This window comes from Neisseria subflava, assembly GCF_024205705.1.
GTDB lineage: Bacteria > Pseudomonadota > Gammaproteobacteria > Burkholderiales > Neisseriaceae > Neisseria > Neisseria subflava_D.
Window position 1 is genome coordinate 974,327 of record NZ_CP073115.1, and the last position, 17,224, is coordinate 991,550.

Consider the following 17,224-nt stretch of genomic DNA (forward strand, 5'->3'; position numbering starts at 1 on the left):
AAAGGAAATATGAATCGCTAAGAATTTATTTAGCTATTATCGCATAAATTAAGAAAAAGTATAGTTTTATTTTTATTTTTCAGACGGCCTGTGTTTTTTGTATGCAACAGGCCGTCTGAAACTTTGAATAATCAATCAGTTGGTCAATGATGCAAAAACTTGGAAATAGTCGGGGAAAGTTTTATGCGTACATTTCGGGTCGTTGATGATGATGGGGACGCCCAAAAGCGAAGCCAGAGAGAAACACATGGCCATGCGGTGGTCGTCATAAGTATCGATGACGGCATCGGGAGTAAGTCTTTCGGGCGGCGTGATATGGATGGCTTCGGCTTCTTCAACGACTTCTGCACCCAGTTTGCGCAGTTCGGTTGCCATGGCGGCGATACGGTCGGTTTCTTTGACGCGCCATGAGCCGATATTGCGCAGGGTGCAGGGCTGTTTGGTGGCCAGTGCGACGATAGCCAGAGTCATGGCCGCATCAGGAATATGGTTGGCATCCAAATCAAAAGCCTGAATCTTGCGCTCGGCAGGGCGGGAAATTTCAACAAAATTTTCGCCCCAAATGACATCTGCACCGATTTTCTCCAGTTCACGCGCAAAGGCAACGTCGCCTTGAATGCTGTGTGCGCCGATGCCGGTCACGCGGATGGGTGTACCGGCAATCAGACCTGCACCTAAGAAATAAGACGCGCTGGAGGCATCGCCTTCTACATATAAATGTTCGGGCGCATGATATTTGGCACCGGCCGGGATTTTAAATACACGGTAGTCTTCATTGATGATATTTACACCGAACTGCGCCATCAGCTTGAGCGTGATATCGATATAAGGTTTGGAAATCAATTCGCCTACCATGTGGATTTCAAAAGCTTGTCCGGTCAAGGGCAAAGCCATCAGCAGGGCGGTCAGGAATTGGCTGGAAACATTGCCTTTAATCGGAATAACGCGCTCGCCGTTGTCTTGGCGTTTGCCGATCTGAAGCGGAGGATAGTTTTCATTGCCCAGATATTGTACGTCCGCGCCTGCAATGCGCAGCGCATCCACCAAATCGCCGATGGGGCGTTCGTGCATACGCGGCACGCCATGCAGATGATAGTCGCCGCCCAAAACGGCAAGTGCGGCAGTCAAAGGACGGAATGCCGTACCGGCGTTGCCTAAAAATAAATCGGCAGTTTGGTTGGGAAAGCGGCCGCCGGTGCCATGAACTTTCAGACGGCCTTCAGGTAAAGATTCAATTTGTACGCCGAGTTTGTCGAGTGCTTCAAGCATTCGGTCGGTATCGTCGGATTTGAGCAAAGAATGAATTTCGCAAACATTGTCGGAGAGTGCGGCCAAGAGTAGCGTGCGGTTGCTGATGCTTTTGGAACCGGGCAGGGCAACGGTGGAAGGCTTGAGTGTAGAAGCGGGCAGGCGGATGGATTCGGTCATGGCTGGACTAAGCTCGTTTGAATTGTAAATTAGACCGATATTATACGCAGGCAAAGGCCGTCTGAAAAATGAAGAGGGCGCAATTTATTTGTGAAAAAATGAATTTTTATATCGTTACACAATTTTCCAATCATTTATTTTGAAATTTTCTGCTCCTGTTTTGTGTTTGCCGCTATAACTTATTTTGTTGTGGCAGGTATATAACCAAACACCATAAGAAAATCAGAAACCATTCTTTCCTATTTTTTCAGACGGCCTTTAATATCGGCGGACAATCATTGATAAAGCAAGAGCACGACCATGAGCCATTATCCTTTGTTTGCCGATTTGAGAAACCGTCCTGTTTTACTGGCAGGTGCGGGCAAGGTTGCCGAGCGCAAGGCGGAAAGCCTGTTGTCTGCCGGAGCGCGCGTGCGCGTTGTTGCGGAAACTTTGAATCCTCAGTTTCAGCAATGGGCGGACGAAGGGAAAATAGTTTGGCTGGGCGGCTTGTTTGAAGAAGCCATGTTGGACGAGGTGTATTTCGTTATTGCGGCGACGGATGACGGTATATTTAACCGCTGTGTTTTTGAAGCGGCGGAGCGACGGGCGAAATTGTGCAATACGGTGGATACGGCGGACTTGTGTTCGTTTATTGTGCCTGCCGTGGTGGATAGGGGGTCGTTGAAGATAGCCATATCCAGCGGTGGGACTGCGCCTGTATTGGCACGGAAATGGCGGCAGATTATTGAAACATTGATTCCGTTGCATACGGGCACGATGGCGCATATTGCCGGCAAATGGCGCGAAAAGGTTAAGCAAGCGCTGAATAATGTCGAACAACGCCGTTATTTTTGGGAGAAGTTGTTTGACGGCCGTTTTGGTATTTTTGCGGCTCAAAACAATATCAAAGCGGCAGAACGTGAATTGATCACGCAGTTAAACCGGGAAACGCCGTTTGGCGGTGAAGTGGTTTTGGTGGGCGCAGGGCCGGGCGATCCGGGCTTGCTGACCATACATGCTTTGCAGGCGATACAGGCTGCGGATACAGTGTTTTACGATGCTTTGGTGTCGGATGAGATTTTGGCGATGGTGCGTAAAGATGCGGTGAAAATCAGCGTGGGCAAACGTGCCGGTGCGCACCATGTCCAGCAGGAAGAAACCAACCGTCTATTGGTTGAACACGCTCAAAAAGGCGAGCGCGTAGTGAGGTTGAAAGGCGGCGATCCTTTTGTATTCGGGCGCGGCGGGGAGGAAGTGCAAACCCTGCATCAGGCCGGGGTCGCCTACCGCATTGTGCCGGGCATTACTGCCGCGCTTGGTGCCACTGCTTATGCCGGTATTCCGTTAACTCATCGCGATTGCGCCCAAAGTGCTTTATTTGTGACCGGCCACAGCAAACACGAGGGCAATCAGCCTGATTGGCAGACTTTGGCTTTAAGCCGCCAAACGTTGGTGATCTATATGGGGACGCTTAAAGCGACCGAGATTGCGGAAAAGCTGATGGCTTATGGCAGGCAGCCTTCTACACCTGTTGCTGTGATTTCCAATGGGACTTTACACAATCAAACCGTGCGAACAGGCCGTCTGAAAGATTTGGGCTTGCTGGCTGCCGAAGCAGAGCGTCCTGCTTTAATGGTAATTGGCGAAGTGGTTGCCCTGCGCGATGAGATGAAATGGTTTGGGGAATTTGTCGAATGCTATGAAGAAGCTGCGTAAAGAGGATTGATCAAACAAGGCCGTCTGAATATTGGTTTCAGACGGCCTTGCCTTATTTAAAAGCTTGGCAATATTGCTGATAACGTTCTGCCAGTCCATATAGGATGATTGCTGTCAGCCCCCAAATGTCGTAGTGTCGGAAAGGCAGGGCGGGGAGGGCGAGGGTTTGATTGTTGTGATGAAGTTGACGGAATGTGTAGTTTTGCAGGTTTAAGGCGAAGTCTAAAGGCAGATAAAAAATTTCAGCTACTTCGTCGGGATTGGCTTTAGGGTTGACGGGCTGGGTGCAAATTGCCGGAACAGGCGTAACACGATAGCCGGAAGGCGTGTCATAAAAGGGTAGCGGCGCAAAAGTCTGCCATGCGGCAATCGGAATGGCGGTTTCTTCATAAGCTTCTCTTAACGCCGTTGCCGTTAGGCTGTCGTCTTGGGTATCTTTGCGGCCGCCGGCAAAGGCGATTTGTCCGGTGTGCTGCCTTAAGGTCTCGGCCCTTTTGGTCAGTAAAATTTGCCACGCTCCTTCATGCAAGACAATGCCGACCAAAACGGCTGCTTCTTTGACTGTGTGGGCAGTAACTAATTGATTGCGCTCTGCTTGCATACGGCTGCTGAAGTGTGAAGCTTGAGTTAAGAAATGGATAAGGTGGTCGGTATTCATTTTTGGTGCTGATCGTTTTATGCAGATGAGGATTACACAAGGTTTACGGTTGCTGTGTCAACAAAATAGGGTGCATGTGTTACAGTTATGCCTGAATGATAAATAAAGCTTTGCGTCTGTTTTGCAAGTGCTTAAGGCCGTCTGAAGATGCCGGCAGGTTCTCAAAAAGGATAGTTATGTTGTTTTCCCCATCCCGTATTCGAGTAGCAGCTGCGGCTGTCATGATGTTGTTCGCTACACAAACTTTTGCTGCGCCCGGCGATTCAAATGCAGTTTTTGAATCGGCTAAGATTATCAAAAAGAAAAGCCGTGCCGACCGTTTTTCTCCCGAAGAGCGCGAGCAGGAGCGGATACGTCTGTTGGGTATACAAAACCGCACCTCGCAGGTTTTCACTTTGTTAAATTCAGAACTGGCCCTGCAAAAGGGCGATGCGGCTTCTGCGCTGTTTACTTATATTTTGACGTTGCATCGCACCAAATCTCCCGAAGTGGCCGAACGCGCTTTGGAGATGGCGGTCTCTTTAAACGCCTTTGAACAGGCTGAAGCCATTTACCAAAAATGGCGAGAAATCGAGCCGGAGCCAGGTGAAGCACAAAAGCGTATGACTTGGTTGCGCAATTTGCTGCTAGGCAAAGCCGATAAGAATTTAAGCGGATTGGATAAGGTAATTGCTGGCGGTAGTGAAGATGAGCAAAAGCGCGTGTTCCTGCTTTTGGCACAAACCGCTGCCCAACAGCCGAATCTGACCAGCGATGCGGTCAAACAGGTGCATAAAACGGCACTAAATTATAAAGACTTCCCTGAAGCGGCGATTGCGGATGCAATTTTTAGTGCAAAAGATGGTCAAAAGAAACACGCCATTGCGGCATTGCAGCGATTGGCTAAGTTAGACAATGAAATTTTGCCGCCGACTTTTGTCACGTTGCGGCTGATGGCGCAACGGCATCCTGATATTTTGGACGGCTTCTTCAAAGATACAGACACCAAAACCTTATCTCCGATTTGGCAGGAGTTGGACATCGCCAATTTGATCGCCCATGGCCAAAATAATAAGGCATTCAAGCGTTTGCAGACTTTGTTGGAAGAAAACCCAAACCCTGATTTGTATATTCAGGCCGCCTTATTGTCAGCCAGCAAGACGGAAAATATTTCTGCGGTAAACAGCTATCTGGAAAAGGCTTATAAAGCCGGTACGGAAGAGCAGCGCAGCCGTGCGGCGTTGATTGGTGCGGTTTCTTACAATGATGCAGAGGATTTTGCCAAAGCCAAACAATGGCTGGACAAGGTAACGGCAACGGCTTATACGTTTGATAAAACCATTTTGGCTGCTTCCATCGAAGCCAAACAGGGCAACCATAAAGAGGCTTGGGCTTTGGTGCAACGTGCACAAAAAATGCCCGAGCAAAGAGGACGTTATTTTGAAGCCGGTGATTTGCTGAATACGGCTTTGTTTGTATTGTCTAAAAATACCAATCTTCAAGAATCGTTGAACGCTTTGAACAGCTTGGTAAATTCCACCGAAAAATCCTTGAAAACCCAAGCTTCTCCAGAGTTGCTTGCCAATGTGCTGTATCAGCGTTCGATGGTGTATGAGAAGCTGAATCAGCCAGGCAAGGCGATTGCCGATTTGCGCCGTGTGGTAGAGCTGTATCCGGATAATCCGCACGGTTGGAATGCTTTGGGCTATACCTTGCTGTCCAACGGCAAGGATTTGGAAGAAGCGTTTAAAATGGTTCAGACGGCCTATCAAATGGAGCCGGAAAGCGCAGCCATTAATGATAGTGTAGGCTGGGCTTATTATCTTAAAGGTGATGCGCAAATGGCGCTTCCATATATCCAATATGCCTATGAAAAAGAACCTGAAGCCGAAGTTGCCGCGCATTTGGGCGAAGTCCTATGGACGCTTGGAGACCAAGATAAGGCCAAACAAATCTGGAATGACGGTTTGAAACGCGGAAGCAATCTCCGAGTATTAAAAGAGACAATGTCCAAATTTGGTATAACGTCCAGTAAACCGCATATTCAAAAACACAAATAAAACCAACAGGCCGTCTGAAAAGCGTTTGATTTCAGACGGCCTATGAAGGAATATCCATGAATTTAAAACAAATATCATCGGTTACAGCCTTATTGCTTTTGGCTGCCTGTGCGCAGCCAAACTTGCCTCAGCAAAACAGTTGGCAAGCGGCCGAACAGGTGCAGGATTTTAGCGCAGACGGTCGTTTGGCTGTCAAAGTGGAAGGCAAAGGCTCTTATGCCAATTTTGACTGGACTTATCAGAACGCGGTTCAAACCATTGATGTCAATACACCGTTGGGCAATACCGTAGGCCAGCTGTGTCAAGATAGCGAAGGCGTATTGGCAGTAGACAGTAAGGGTAAGGTTTATCAGGCGGAAACGGCTGAGGAATTGAGCAGACAGCTTTTAGGCTTTGCTTTGCCGGTTCAATATCTGCATATTTGGGCGGATGGTAAACGCGTTGCCAATGCGCCATACAAAATCCTGCCTGATGGCCGTCTGAAGCAGTTTGACTGGACAATATTGCGCACTTTAAATAGTTCAGGACAGCCGAAAACGCTTCAACTTGAGAATGCCAAGTTTAATATCCGCTTGGTGTTCGATACAGTAAATCACTCTTTGGATAAGAATGGACAAACCCGATGCGCAGCACGCAAATAGAGGATGCCATGTCTGTTTCAGAGGGAATTCAAGCCTTTCCTGCGCCGGCCAAATTAAATTTGGATTTGAGGATTACCGGCCGCAGGAGCGATGGTTATCATAATTTGGAAAGTATTTTCTGTTTGATCGGCTTATACGATACCGTTCATCTGAAAATGCGTACTGATGGGCAGATTATTCTGCATACGCCGATTGAAGGGCTTGAGCCCGAACAGGACTTGACTTATCGGGCGGCTAAATTATTGCTGCCATATGCAAGTGTGCCGCACGGCATTGAAATTTGGTTGGATAAAGTGATTCCGACCGGAGGCGGATTGGGCGGTGGAAGCTCTGATGCGGCCACAGTCTTAATGGTTTTAAACCGATGGTGGCAATGTGGTTTGAGCAGGCAGCAACTGATTGATTTAGGTGTAAGTCTTGGTGCGGATGTTCCTTTTTTTATTTTTGGCAGAAGTGCTTTTGCCAAAGGCGTAGGCGAGAAGCTGGCTGAAATAGATGTCCCTAAACAATGGTATGTTATCGTTAAGCCCCCCGTCCATGTGGCAACAGCTAAAATTTTTGCACATGAAGGCTTGACACGTGATTCCAAACCCAGCATAATGCCGACTTTCCAATCGTTACAGCCGTTTCAAAATGATATGCAGGCGGTTGTGTTTCAGGAATATCCTGAAGTTTGGAAGGCTTATGTTGAGTTATCCCAATATGGTTATACATTAATGACCGGTTCTGGAGCTTGTTTGTTTATAGCAAGTGCATCTCATCAAGAAGCAAATACAATTTACCAACAGGTTTCTCAATTATATGAAGCTTATTGTGTGGAAGGATTAGATATTCATCCGCTGTTTCATATGATTTAGTAAGTTGGGGAGTCGTCAAGCGGTTAAGACACTGGATTTTGATTCCAGCATGCGAAGGTTCGAATCCTTCCTCCCCAGCCAAACCCTTTGTTGGGGAGTCGTCAAGCGGTTAAGACACTGGATTTTGATTCCAGCATGCGAAGGTTCGAATCCTTCCTCCCCAGCCAACACCCTTTATTGGGGAGTCGTCAAGCGGTTAAGACACTGGATTTTGATTCCAGCATGCGAAGGTTCGAATCCTTCCTCCCCAGCCAAATAAAAGCGTGTAAGTTCTCTTACACGCTTTTTTACGCTAAGAACGAAATAACGCTGAAAAACTTTTTTTTACCCGTCTTTACGCGTATAATCGCGTAATTAGTGTCTTAGACATAGGGCAAAGGGAAGCGTAATGTTTTCTGCGCGTAAATCAAATTTAGAATCAGGTGAAGATATGGCCGCTTATGACAGTTTAATGGTGTTTACCGGTAATGCAAATCCGGAATTGGCGCAACGCGTTGTCAAACATTTGGATATTTCACTCGGTGAAGCCACCGTTTCCAAATTCTCTGATGGCGAAGTAGCCATTGAACTGTTGGAAAATGTGCGTGGTCGCGATGTGTTTATTTTGCAACCTACCTGTGCGCCAACCAATGACAACCTGATGGAAATTTTGACTATGGCCGATGCACTCAAACGTGCTTCTGCCGGTCGTATTACTGCCGCGATTCCTTACTTTGGCTATGCGCGTCAGGATCGCCGTCCTCGCTCTGTTCGTGTACCGATTTCTGCTAAATTGGTAGCGAATATGTTGTACTCAGCAGGTATCGACCGCGTATTGACTGTTGACTTGCATGCCGATCAAATTCAAGGTTTCTTCGATATTCCGGTAGATAATATTTATGCTACCCCGATTTTATTGAACGATATTAAACAACAACGTATCGACAATCTGACTGTTGTCAGCCCTGATATCGGTGGTGTTGTACGTGCACGTGCTGTTGCTAAATCTTTAAATGCTGATTTGGCCATTATTGATAAACGTCGTCCTAAAGCCAACGTGGCTGAAGTGATGAATATTATTGGTGATATTCAAGGCCGTACTTGCTTAATCGTAGATGATATGATCGATACGGCAAATACTTTGTGTAAAGCGGCTGTTGCCCTGAAAGAGCGCGGTGCGGATCGTGTACTGGCATACGCCAGCCATGCAGTATTCTCTGGCGAAGCAGTGAATAGAATTGCTTCTTCCGAAATTGACCAAGTAGTTGTGACAGATACGATTCCGTTGTCTGAAGCAGCTAAAAAATGTGAACGCATCCGTCAAGTTACCATTGCCGGTTTGCTGGCTGAAACGGTACGCCGTATCAGCAATGAAGAATCCGTCTCATATCTTTTCAATGAGGATGTGATGACTGGCGGCATGTTGCTGCCATAACCCGATGTCGTCTTAAGCTGGTCGCGGCCGATGACGACGATTTTATCTAAATTGGAGTATTAAACATGACTTACGAAATTCAAGCCTCTGTTCGCGAAGCCCAAGGCACTGGTGCGAGCCGCCGCCTGCGTCGCGAAGGCCAAATCCCTGGCATTCTGTACGGTGAAGGTCAAGAGCCTGTTGCTATCGCTGTAGACCACAAAACTGTATTCTACGCATTAGAAAAAGAATCTTTCCATACTGCTTTGATTAAACTGTCTTTGAACGCTGAAACTAAAGACGTTATCGTGCGTGACTTCCAAATGCACCCATTCCGTCGCGAAGTTCAACACATCGACTTCCAAGCTGTAAAAGCTGATCAACCTGTACGTATCCGCGTTCCTCTGCACATTGTTAACGCTGAAAACTCTCAAGCTGTTAAATTGCAAGGTGGCCGCGTATCTCTGTTGAACACTTCTGTTGAAGTAGTTGCTTTGCCTGCAAACATTCCTGCTTTCTTGGAGCTGGATTGTGCATCAGTAGTTGCCGGCGACATTCTGCACTTGTCAGACATCAAATTGCCAGAAGGTGTTGAAAGCGTTTCTCTGAAACGTAACGAAAACCTGGCTGTTGCTACTGTTACCGGTAAAAAACGCTAATCGGTAGTCAATATAAGAAAACCGTATCAGATTTATCTGATACGGTTTTTGTTTTGTATATAAAATCATTTGCTATAAAACTTGGGTAAACGTAACAGCATATGTACCTTATAAGATTGAAGCAATTTCATTGCGAAGTTTATTAAGAAAGCGTCCATGCCGTACCCATTGTGCAGCCGATTCATAATCCTGCTGTTTAAATGCTTGTTGCAAATCTTGATATAGATTGCTTTGTGTATTTTGGATTTCTTGATCCAATGCTCGGATGGCATCATGGTTTTGTTCCATCTGGGCATCAATTAATGTTTCCCGCCATTCCATTTGCTGCATGAGGAATTCTGGTGAAAACGAAGTATGTTCGGGTGCGTCAGTATCGATACCTCGCATTTTCAACAGGTATGCAGCACGGTCAATGGGATTTTTTAAGGTACGGTAGGCATCGTTGATGGTGGACGACATCATCACAGCCTGTTTTTGCTCGAAGGCTGATGCTGAAGCGAATTTGTCGGGATGGAAGTGGGCAGCCAAGGCGCGGTAGGTTTGATCCAAGTTTTCGGCGTCGATATTGAAAGCGGGTTCAAGCTGGAAGAGTGTGAAATATTGAGACATGGCGGGATAATTAATGTGAAATTTTCGGCAGAAGCCTGATTTTGCCTTATAATCCGCTAATTCTTAACCCAAAGGACTGAATATGAGCAATAAAGTGCAACACAATAAAGGCAAAATACGCGACAATGCTTTAAAAGCTTTAGTGAAATCCGATTTGTTCCGACACAAGGTAGAACGGAAAAGAAAAGGCAAAGGCAGCTACAACAGGCAGGAAGCGAAAAAATGGCGGGACGGTTTTGATACTGTCCCGCCATTTTTATGTCTTAAACGTGGAAGCTCTCGCCGCAGCCGCAAGAGTCTTTGACATTCGGGTTTTCAAATTTGAAACCTTCCTGCAAACCTTCTTTGGTGTAATCGACTTGAGTGCCGTCCAGATAAACCAAGCTTTTCGGGTCGATATAAATGCGCGCGCCGTGTTCTTCAAAAATCAGGTCGTCCTCGTTCGCTTCATCGACAAATTCAAGGTTGTATGCCATACCTGAGCAGCCGCTGGTTTTCACACCTAAGCGTACGCCCAAGCCTTTGCCGCGTTTGGTCAGGTAATTGTTGATGTATTTGGCTGCATTTTCTGTGATGGTAATCATGCTTCTTTCCTCATTTCGCAATTATTTTCTGTTTTGCCTGCTTTTTTATTTCAGACGGCATCTTGATTATCAGGCCGTCTGAAAACGCTGTTTTGCCCACTCTATTGCGGCGGCAATGGCAGCTTTAGCCTGCGAACTGTTTCTCCAACAGGTCTAGCCGGTCAATTTTGCGCCTTGTTCCAAAATGTCTTCCAAATCCGCTGCCGCCAGCGTGGCAACATCATCCAAACCCATTTGCTGCAAACGCTGCAATACGGTTTTGCCTATGCCTTTGACAGTAGAAGAAATCAGGCTTCTTCTTGGCTAAGTATAGTTTTTTCGTGTAGGCGTCTGTAAAGTTTAGCTAGGATGCAGTCTGCCTGAAACCATCGGGCTGAGAGAGAGCAAGCACGACATGGATGTTGGCGAGGCGTGTCAGACCCTTGTTTTCCAGTCACTTGCAGTGCCTTCAGCATAAATAGTATCCACTGAGACAAAGCTTAAGGATACGCCTAGCAATACTTTCAAGCAGCCTATTTCAACTGGCTGTCCTTACTGCCACGCCGGTTGTAGGCGTAGTGGAATTGCTGTTGCTTGTCCGCTTCTTCTTGGCAGGCAATACACAACTGCACGCCGGGTAGAGCGCGACGGCGGGCTTCGGGAATCGGCTCGCCGCATTCCACACATTTACGGGCGCTTTCGCCGGAGGGCAGGTTTTGCCGGGCAGAGGCCAGCGCATCGTCCAAATTGGCGTCGATTTGCGCCTGTTCCGCGCCGTCAGGCGCCCAGCCGCCAGCCATGTTATACGCCTTTTTTCTTTTTGTAGTCCGCCACAGCGGCTTTTACCGCATCTTCAGCCAAGATGGAGCAGTGGATTTTTACCGGTGGCAGTTCCAATTCTTCAGCGATTTCGCTGTTTTTTATTGCCAGCGCGTCATCCAGGCTTTTGCCTTTGACCCACTCGGTAATCAGGCTGGAAGAAGCGATGGCAGAGCCGCAGCCGTAAGTTTTGAATTTGGCGTCTTCGATGATGCCTTCGTCGTTCACTTTGATTTGCAGGCGCATCACGTCGCCGCAAGCCGGCGCGCCGACCATGCCGGTGCCGACAGACTCTTCGTCTTTGTCGAAAGTACCGACATTGCGGGGGTTTTCATAGTGGTCGATTACTTTATCGCTGTATGCCATGATGTGGTTTCCTTTGTGTTTTTAGTGGTGTAAATGGTTTGTTTACGAATATTCAGACGGCCTGAAGTTTAGATTTTGCACGCGCCGCCTTCGCAGCCGTCATCATTCTCTGAATCAACGCCGCCTTCTACGGTAACGCCGTCAAAATCTTCAAGCAGGTTGTCGAGGTTGTCGAGGTCGAGATCTTGTTCGTCCATAGTTTATGTCTTTAATTTGAAAGTTATGCCTTAGTGGGCTAGGAGATTAAATAAGATCTATATATAGGTCGTCTGAAAATTGTATTGATTTTCAGACGGCCTTTTATAAATGCGGATTAATGCGCCGCCCATTCAATCGAGTTCAAATCGATACCTTCTTTAAACATTTCCCACAGCGGCGACAGTTCGCGCAGTTTGCCGATTTTGGATTTGATCAGTTCTGCAGCGAATTGCACTTCTTCTTCGGTGGTCATGCGGCCGAAGGTGATGCGCAGGGAAGAGTGTGCCAATTCGTCGTTGCGGCCGAGTGCGCGTAAAACGTAGCTTGGCTCAAGGCTGGCAGAAGTACAGGCGGAGCCGCTGGATACGGCGAGTTCTTTGACTGCCATAATCAGGCTTTCGCCTTCGACGAAGTTGAAGCTGACGTTCAGGTTGTTTGGAGCGCGGTGTTCGAGGTCGCCGTTGATGTAGACTTCTTCGATGCCTTCGATACCTTTGAGGAAGATATCGCGCAGTTTCAAGTAGTGCGCAGTATCTTGTGCCAATTCTTCTTTGGCAATGCGGAAGGCTTCGCCCATACCGACAATTTGGTGGGTCGGCAATGTGCCGGAACGGAAACCGCGCTCGTGGCCGCCGCCGTGCATTTGGGCTTCGAGGCGGACGCGTGGTTTACGGCGTACATACAGGGCGCCGATGCCTTTAGGGCCGTATACTTTGTGGCCGGACATGGACAACAAATCAACTTTGGCGGCTTCAACGTCGACAGGTACTTTGCCGCATGCTTGTGCTGCGTCAACGTGGAAAATAATTTTACGTTCGCGGCAGATTTCTCCGATGGCAGGAATATCTTGAACCACGCCGATTTCGTTGTTTACCCACATTACGGAAATGAGGATGGTGTCTTCGCGGATGGCGGCTTTCAGTACGTCTAAATCAACCAAACCGTTTTCTTGTACGTCCAGATAAGTCACTTCATAACCTTGGCGTTCGAGTTCGCGCATGGTGTCGAGTACGGCTTTGTGCTCGGTTTTTACGGTGATGAGGTGGTTGCCTTTGGATTTGTAGAAGTGGGCCGCGCCTTTGATGGCGAGGTTGTTGGACTCGGTTGCGCCGCTGGTGAAAACAATTTCTTTAGAGTCGGCGTTAATCAGGGCTGCGATGTCTGCACGTGCTTTTTCTACGGCTTCTTCTGCTTCCCAACCGAAGCTATGGCTGTTGGAGGCTGGGTTGCCGAAAATATCGGACAGGTAGGGAATCATTTTTTCGGCAACGCGGCGGTCAACGGGAGTGGTGGCGGCGTAGTCGAGGTATACGGGGGTTTTGACGGTCATGGTTTGCTCTTTCGTTTGGTCATCTGCCTGCGGTCTATGCCGCAAGTCGGTTTAATGAATGTGTGTAAAGGTAACGACATGACTGCTGTCGCTGCAGTTTTTTTGTTCAATGATGCTTTGCAGCGTAACGCCGCTGAGGTAATCATTGATGGTTTTGTTTAAGTTTTCCCAAAGGTCATGGGTCAGGCAGGGGGCGCCGTGGTGGCAGTTTGCTTTGCTGCCGCATTGTGTGGCATCCAGTCGGTCTTCGGCTGCGGAGATGATTTGTGCAATATTGATTTGCTCGGCGGGTGCGGCAAGGATGTAGCCTCCGCCGGGGCCGCGTAGGCTTTCAACCAATCCGGCACGGCGCAGTTTGCTGAATAATTGTTCGAGGTAGGAAAGCGATATGCTTTGTCGTTCGCTGATGGCACTGAGTTTGACAGCGCCAGTTTGCGCGTTCATCGCCAAATCTATCATGGCGGTTACTGCAAATCGCCCTTTGGTAGTCAGTCTCATGGTGTGGTTGCCTGTGTGGGCGTTTTTATTAGTGGGGGAATTGTCTAATATCTGAGTGTTTCAGTCAAGTATGTGGTAACTCGGTTTGATTGTTTGTTTAAATGGTAGTATTGGCTGATTTTTAAATCGGAAAATATTTTCTTTATTTTTCTGTAATTTGGATTTAAGGCCGTCTGAAAAAAGGCTATCAACCCTACAAATATCAGGGTTAAAATGTTTTGATTTAATATTGATAGTAATATAGATTATCAAAATTATTCTTAAAATTTAGTTGTTTTGATGGAGTAAAATGAATGAGGCGTTTGAAATGTTCAGACGGCCTTGACCATCCATCTTTACTTGAACAGAGGCAATCGACAATGAAATGTGATTTAAGCAAAATAACCTGTATCGAAGACTTGCGCCTTGTTGCCAAACGTAAAATGCCGCGTATGTTTTATGACTATATTGACTCAGGCTCTTGGACGGAAACCACTTATCGTGAAAATACTTCGGATTTTAAAGACATCCGTTTCCGCCAAAAAGTATTGGTTGATATGGAAGGACGCAGCCTTGAGACCAAAATGATCGGTCAGGATGTGAAAATGCCGGTGGCGATTGCACCGACCGGTTTCACGGGCATGGCGCACGCCGATGGCGAAATCTTGGCAGCGCGGGCGGCGGAAAAATTCGGTATTCCGTTTACGCTTTCAACCATGTCCATTTGTTCGATTGAAGATGTGGCTGAAAACACCAGCGCGCCGTTTTGGTTTCAGCTTTATGTGATGCGCGACCGCGAGTTTATGGAGAACCTGATTAAGCGTGCGAAGGATGCTAATTGTTCGGCTTTGGTATTGACCGCCGATTTGCAGGTTTTGGGTCAGCGCCACAAAGACATTAAAAACGGCCTGTCTGCGCCGCCGAAACCGACCATCGCCAATTTAATCAATTTGGCGACCAAACCGGAATGGTGTATGAAAATGCTGAACACGGAACGCCGTACCTTCCGCAATATCGTCGGTCATGCGAAAAACGTAGGCGATTTGTCTTCGCTGTCTTCATGGACTTCCGAACAATTCGACCCGCGCCTGAGCTGGGACGATGTGGCGCGCATTAAGGATTTGTGGGGCGGCAAGCTGATTATCAAAGGCATTATGGAACCTGAAGATGCGGAAAAGGCAGCGAAAAGCGGTGCGGACGCATTGGTCGTTTCCAATCATGGCGGTCGTCAGCTTGACGATACCGTGTCTGCCATTAAAGCTTTGCCTGATGTGGTTAGCGCAGTGGGCAGCGACATCGAGGTTTGGATGGACAGCGGCATTCGCAGCGGTCAGGATATTTTGAAGGCTTGGGCTTTGGGTGCGAAAGGTACGATGATTGGTCGGGCGTTTCTGTATGGTTTGGGTGCGTATGGTGAAGAAGGCGTAACCCGTGCGCTGGAAATTCTGTATAAAGAAATGGATATTTCCATGGCGTTTACCGGTCATCGCAATATTCAAGATGTGGATTCCAGCATTTTGCGTTCTACGCGTTGGCATCAAGATGAATTTTAATTTCTGAACATAAGAAAAGGCCGTCTGAAATTTTGTTTTCAGACGGCCTTTTTTATAGACAGCTATTTCTCGTTTTTGCGATACCATTCGATAAAGGCATCGGGTTTGACAAAGCCTAATAAGGCTTCGCTATGACTGCCGTCGGCGCGGACAACAAACACACCCGGAGGGCCGAAGAGGCCGTATTCTTTCAGTAAGGCCTGATGGTCGGGAGTATTGGCAGTCACGTCGATTTGGAAGAAGCGCTGCATATCGACTGCTTCGTGTACCTGCGGTTGGTTGAGCGTGTAGGCGGCCATTTCTTTGCAGGATACGCACCAGTCGGCGTAGAAATCAATCAACACGGGCTTGGTTGGATCGGCTTTCAAGGCGGCATCCATAGCGGCTTTGAGTTCGCCGACATCAGTAAACATCTTGCCGTGGTCGGTTTCTTGTCCGGCTTCGGATGGCGGAACCAACGTTAAGAAGTGGTGCAGGGCAGTGGTTTGTTTATTAAAGCTTTGCCAGCCAAACCATGAGCCGCCAATCAGCAGTAAAAAGCCCAATACGGCGGCAACTGTTTTCAGACGGCCTTTTTGTTTGCCGGATTTTGCCAAAAGCATAAGGGCGGGAACAATCATCAGCAAGGTGTAGAGGCCGACTACTGCGAAGTAAGGCAGATGCGGTGTGGCAAGGTATACGGCAACGGCCAGCAAGATGAAGCCGAATGCGTATTTGATGCCATTCATCCAGTCGCCTGCTTTGGGCAGGATATGGCCGCCGAATGTGCCGATGATGATGAGCGGTACACCGGTGCCGAGTGCTAATGTATAGAGCGCAAGGCCACCCAATACGGCATCGCCGGTCTGGCCGATATAGCCCAGAGCAAATGCCAGCGGAGGCGCAACGCAAGGGCCGACAATCAGGGCGGACAAAATACCCATGATGAAAACGGAAATGATTTTGCCGCCGGAGAGTTTGTTGCTTTGGTTTTGGAAATAGGATTGGACGGAGTTTGGCAGTTGGATATTGAAGAGGCCGAACATAGACAGGGCCAGTACCACCATCAATGCGGCAGCGGCAAGCACAACCCAAGGCTGTTGCAGCCATACGGTCAAGAGCGCGCCTGTCAAACCGGCAATCACGCCAACCAAGGTATAGGTCAATGCCAAACCTTGTACATACACCATCGACAAGGTGAACGCGCGGCCTTTGCCGGCTTTTTTATCGCCTACGACAATGCTGGAAACAATCGGCAGGAGCGGATACATACAGGCGGTAAAGCTTAAGCCCAAACCTGCGACAAAAAACGCCAACAGATTGGCGTTTAAAGTATCCCAAGAGAGCTTGAAGCGGCTGCTGTCGGGATTGTTTGCACTAGGCTGGGCAGGCATTGGGCCGTCTGAAGAGGCGGACGGTTGCAAAAAGCGGTCTTTGGCAGAAACCGGCTCATCGCTTTGCGGCTGGTAAACCCCGTTGCCTTTTACGTCAAACTCAGTATCCACCGGCGGATAACACACACCGGCTTCGGCGCAGCCTTGATAAGTCAGCGTCAGTTTGTATTGCGGCGCGGCTTGTTTGTAAGGCAGGTCAACCTGTGCGGTATGGTGGTAAACCGTTTGTTTGCCAAAGAATTCGTCTTCTTTTTCTTCGCCTTTGCTGAATTTGGGTTCACCCAAGACTTTGTCCGGATCGGTCGCTGCAACGATTTTGGACTGGTACATATAGTAGCCGTCAGCGATTTTGAACTGCACGCTGACGCCTTGATCAGTTACATTGACTTGAGGCACAAAGGCTTGCTCGGGTGGCAGCAAATCATTGGCATCTACTGCGAATGCGAAGCTGCTCAAGCCTAAAAATGCAATGAGGAAATAAAGGAATTTTTTCATAATATCCACGGATATGCCGTTGAGAAACCGTCATTATAAATGATGGGGAAAACAATCGGCTTAATTTA

At 48.0% G+C, this 17,224-nt stretch carries 18 protein-coding genes, 3 tRNA genes and 1 pseudogene; 11 read left to right on the plus strand and 11 right to left on the minus strand.

Translation table 11 applies throughout. From position 1 onward, the window contains the following. Positions 1–135: 135 nt before the first annotated feature. Positions 136–1,428 (minus strand): 3-phosphoshikimate 1-carboxyvinyltransferase, encoded by a 1,293-nt coding sequence (aroA, locus tag KCG54_RS04660; RefSeq protein ID WP_254324807.1) that lies wholly within the window; start codon positions 1,426–1,428, stop codon positions 136–138. A gap of 300 nt (positions 1,429–1,728) precedes the next feature. On the opposite strand from aroA, the gene cysG reads away from it, so the two are divergent. Continuing rightward, positions 1,729–3,126: a siroheme synthase CysG gene (gene cysG / locus KCG54_RS04665; RefSeq protein ID WP_254324808.1), complete on the plus strand. Its 1,398-nt coding sequence runs from the start codon at positions 1,729–1,731 to the stop codon at positions 3,124–3,126. Positions 3,127–3,178: 52 nt separating this feature from the next. Here cysG and KCG54_RS04670 read toward each other — a convergent pair whose 3' ends face one another. Further along, positions 3,179–3,784 (minus strand): CoA pyrophosphatase, encoded by a 606-nt coding sequence (locus tag KCG54_RS04670; RefSeq protein WP_070649757.1) that lies wholly within the window; start codon positions 3,782–3,784, stop codon positions 3,179–3,181. A 176-nt stretch (positions 3,785–3,960) separates the two neighbouring features. Here KCG54_RS04670 and KCG54_RS04675 point away from each other — a divergent pair, with 176 nt between their 5' ends. The 8 genes from KCG54_RS04675 to KCG54_RS04710 all read left to right on the plus strand — a co-directional run bounded on the left by KCG54_RS04675 (position 3,961) and on the right by KCG54_RS04710 (position 9,373). Next, a complete protein-coding gene (locus KCG54_RS04675) occupies positions 3,961–5,823 on the plus strand; it encodes a tetratricopeptide repeat protein (protein WP_254324809.1) in 1,863 nt (620 codons plus the stop codon). 56 nt (positions 5,824–5,879) lie between these two features. Beyond that, positions 5,880–6,464 carry a lipoprotein insertase outer membrane protein LolB gene (gene lolB / locus KCG54_RS04680; RefSeq protein ID WP_254324810.1) on the plus strand — a complete coding sequence of 195 codons (585 nt, stop codon included), beginning with the start codon at positions 5,880–5,882 and terminating at the stop codon, positions 6,462–6,464. An 8-nt stretch (positions 6,465–6,472) separates the two neighbouring features. After that, positions 6,473–7,321 carry a 4-(cytidine 5'-diphospho)-2-C-methyl-D-erythritol kinase gene (ispE, locus tag KCG54_RS04685; RefSeq protein WP_070873761.1) on the plus strand — a complete coding sequence of 283 codons (849 nt, stop codon included), beginning with the start codon at positions 6,473–6,475 and terminating at the stop codon, positions 7,319–7,321. Positions 7,322–7,326: 5 nt separating this feature from the next. Then, positions 7,327–7,402, plus strand: a tRNA-Gln gene (locus tag KCG54_RS04690). 10 nt (positions 7,403–7,412) lie between these two features. Beyond that, positions 7,413–7,488 (plus strand) — tRNA-Gln (locus tag KCG54_RS04695). 11 nt (positions 7,489–7,499) lie between these two features. Then, positions 7,500–7,575 (plus strand) — tRNA-Gln (locus KCG54_RS04700). A gap of 176 nt (positions 7,576–7,751) precedes the next feature. Next, positions 7,752–8,735, plus strand: a complete 984-nt coding sequence (locus KCG54_RS04705; RefSeq protein WP_101755247.1) for a ribose-phosphate pyrophosphokinase — start codon at positions 7,752–7,754, stop codon at positions 8,733–8,735. 65 nt (positions 8,736–8,800) lie between these two features. Further along, positions 8,801–9,373, plus strand: coding sequence for a 50S ribosomal protein L25/general stress protein Ctc (locus KCG54_RS04710; protein WP_070873754.1), 573 nt, complete (start codon positions 8,801–8,803; stop codon positions 9,371–9,373). A 108-nt stretch (positions 9,374–9,481) separates the two neighbouring features. On the opposite strand, the gene hscB is transcribed toward KCG54_RS04710, so the two are convergent. After that, positions 9,482–9,982 carry a Fe-S protein assembly co-chaperone HscB gene (hscB, locus tag KCG54_RS04715; RefSeq protein ID WP_254324811.1) on the minus strand — a complete coding sequence of 167 codons (501 nt, stop codon included), beginning with the start codon at positions 9,980–9,982 and terminating at the stop codon, positions 9,482–9,484. An 82-nt stretch (positions 9,983–10,064) separates the two neighbouring features. On the opposite strand from hscB, the gene KCG54_RS04720 reads away from it, so the two are divergent. Next, on the plus strand, positions 10,065–10,286 hold the full coding sequence (locus tag KCG54_RS04720) for an alternative ribosome-rescue factor A (RefSeq protein ID WP_254324812.1): 222 nt from the start codon (positions 10,065–10,067) through the stop codon (positions 10,284–10,286). On the opposite strand, the gene iscA is transcribed toward KCG54_RS04720, so the two are convergent. From iscA to iscR, 7 genes and pseudogenes are all read right to left on the minus strand, one after another. After that, on the minus strand, positions 10,246–10,566 hold the full coding sequence (gene iscA, locus KCG54_RS04725; RefSeq protein ID WP_003680782.1) for an iron-sulfur cluster assembly protein IscA: 321 nt from the start codon (positions 10,564–10,566) through the stop codon (positions 10,246–10,248). The genes KCG54_RS04720 and iscA overlap by 41 nt on opposite strands. A 69-nt stretch (positions 10,567–10,635) precedes the next feature. After that, a pseudogene (locus tag KCG54_RS04730) lies at positions 10,636–10,857 on the minus strand (recombinase RecA). A 221-nt stretch (positions 10,858–11,078) separates the two neighbouring features. After that, positions 11,079–11,345, minus strand: coding sequence for a DksA/TraR family C4-type zinc finger protein (locus tag KCG54_RS04735; protein WP_222570561.1), 267 nt, complete (start codon positions 11,343–11,345; stop codon positions 11,079–11,081). Position 11,346: 1 nt separating this feature from the next. Further along, complete coding sequence (iscU, locus tag KCG54_RS04740) at positions 11,347–11,730, minus strand: Fe-S cluster assembly scaffold IscU (RefSeq protein ID WP_049229051.1); 384 nt, start codon at positions 11,728–11,730, stop codon at positions 11,347–11,349. Between the two features lie 68 nt (positions 11,731–11,798). After that, a complete protein-coding gene (locus KCG54_RS11960) occupies positions 11,799–11,927 on the minus strand; it encodes a hypothetical protein (RefSeq protein ID WP_016687545.1) in 129 nt (42 codons plus the stop codon). Positions 11,928–12,043: 116 nt separating this feature from the next. Further along, on the minus strand, positions 12,044–13,258 hold the full coding sequence (locus KCG54_RS04745) for an IscS subfamily cysteine desulfurase (protein ID WP_254324813.1): 1,215 nt from the start codon (positions 13,256–13,258) through the stop codon (positions 12,044–12,046). Between the two features lie 51 nt (positions 13,259–13,309). Then, entirely contained in the window at positions 13,310–13,756 is a 447-nt protein-coding gene (iscR, locus tag KCG54_RS04750) for a Fe-S cluster assembly transcriptional regulator IscR (protein ID WP_003746476.1), read from the minus strand. A 359-nt stretch (positions 13,757–14,115) separates the two neighbouring features. Between iscR and KCG54_RS04755 the strand changes: the two genes are divergently transcribed. Then, positions 14,116–15,288: an alpha-hydroxy acid oxidase gene (locus KCG54_RS04755; protein WP_254324814.1), complete on the plus strand. Its 1,173-nt coding sequence runs from the start codon at positions 14,116–14,118 to the stop codon at positions 15,286–15,288. A gap of 62 nt (positions 15,289–15,350) precedes the next feature. Here KCG54_RS04755 and dsbD read toward each other — a convergent pair whose 3' ends face one another. Beyond that, entirely contained in the window at positions 15,351–17,156 is a 1,806-nt protein-coding gene (gene dsbD, locus KCG54_RS04760; protein WP_254324987.1) for a protein-disulfide reductase DsbD, read from the minus strand. Positions 17,157–17,224: the final 68 nt, after the last annotated feature.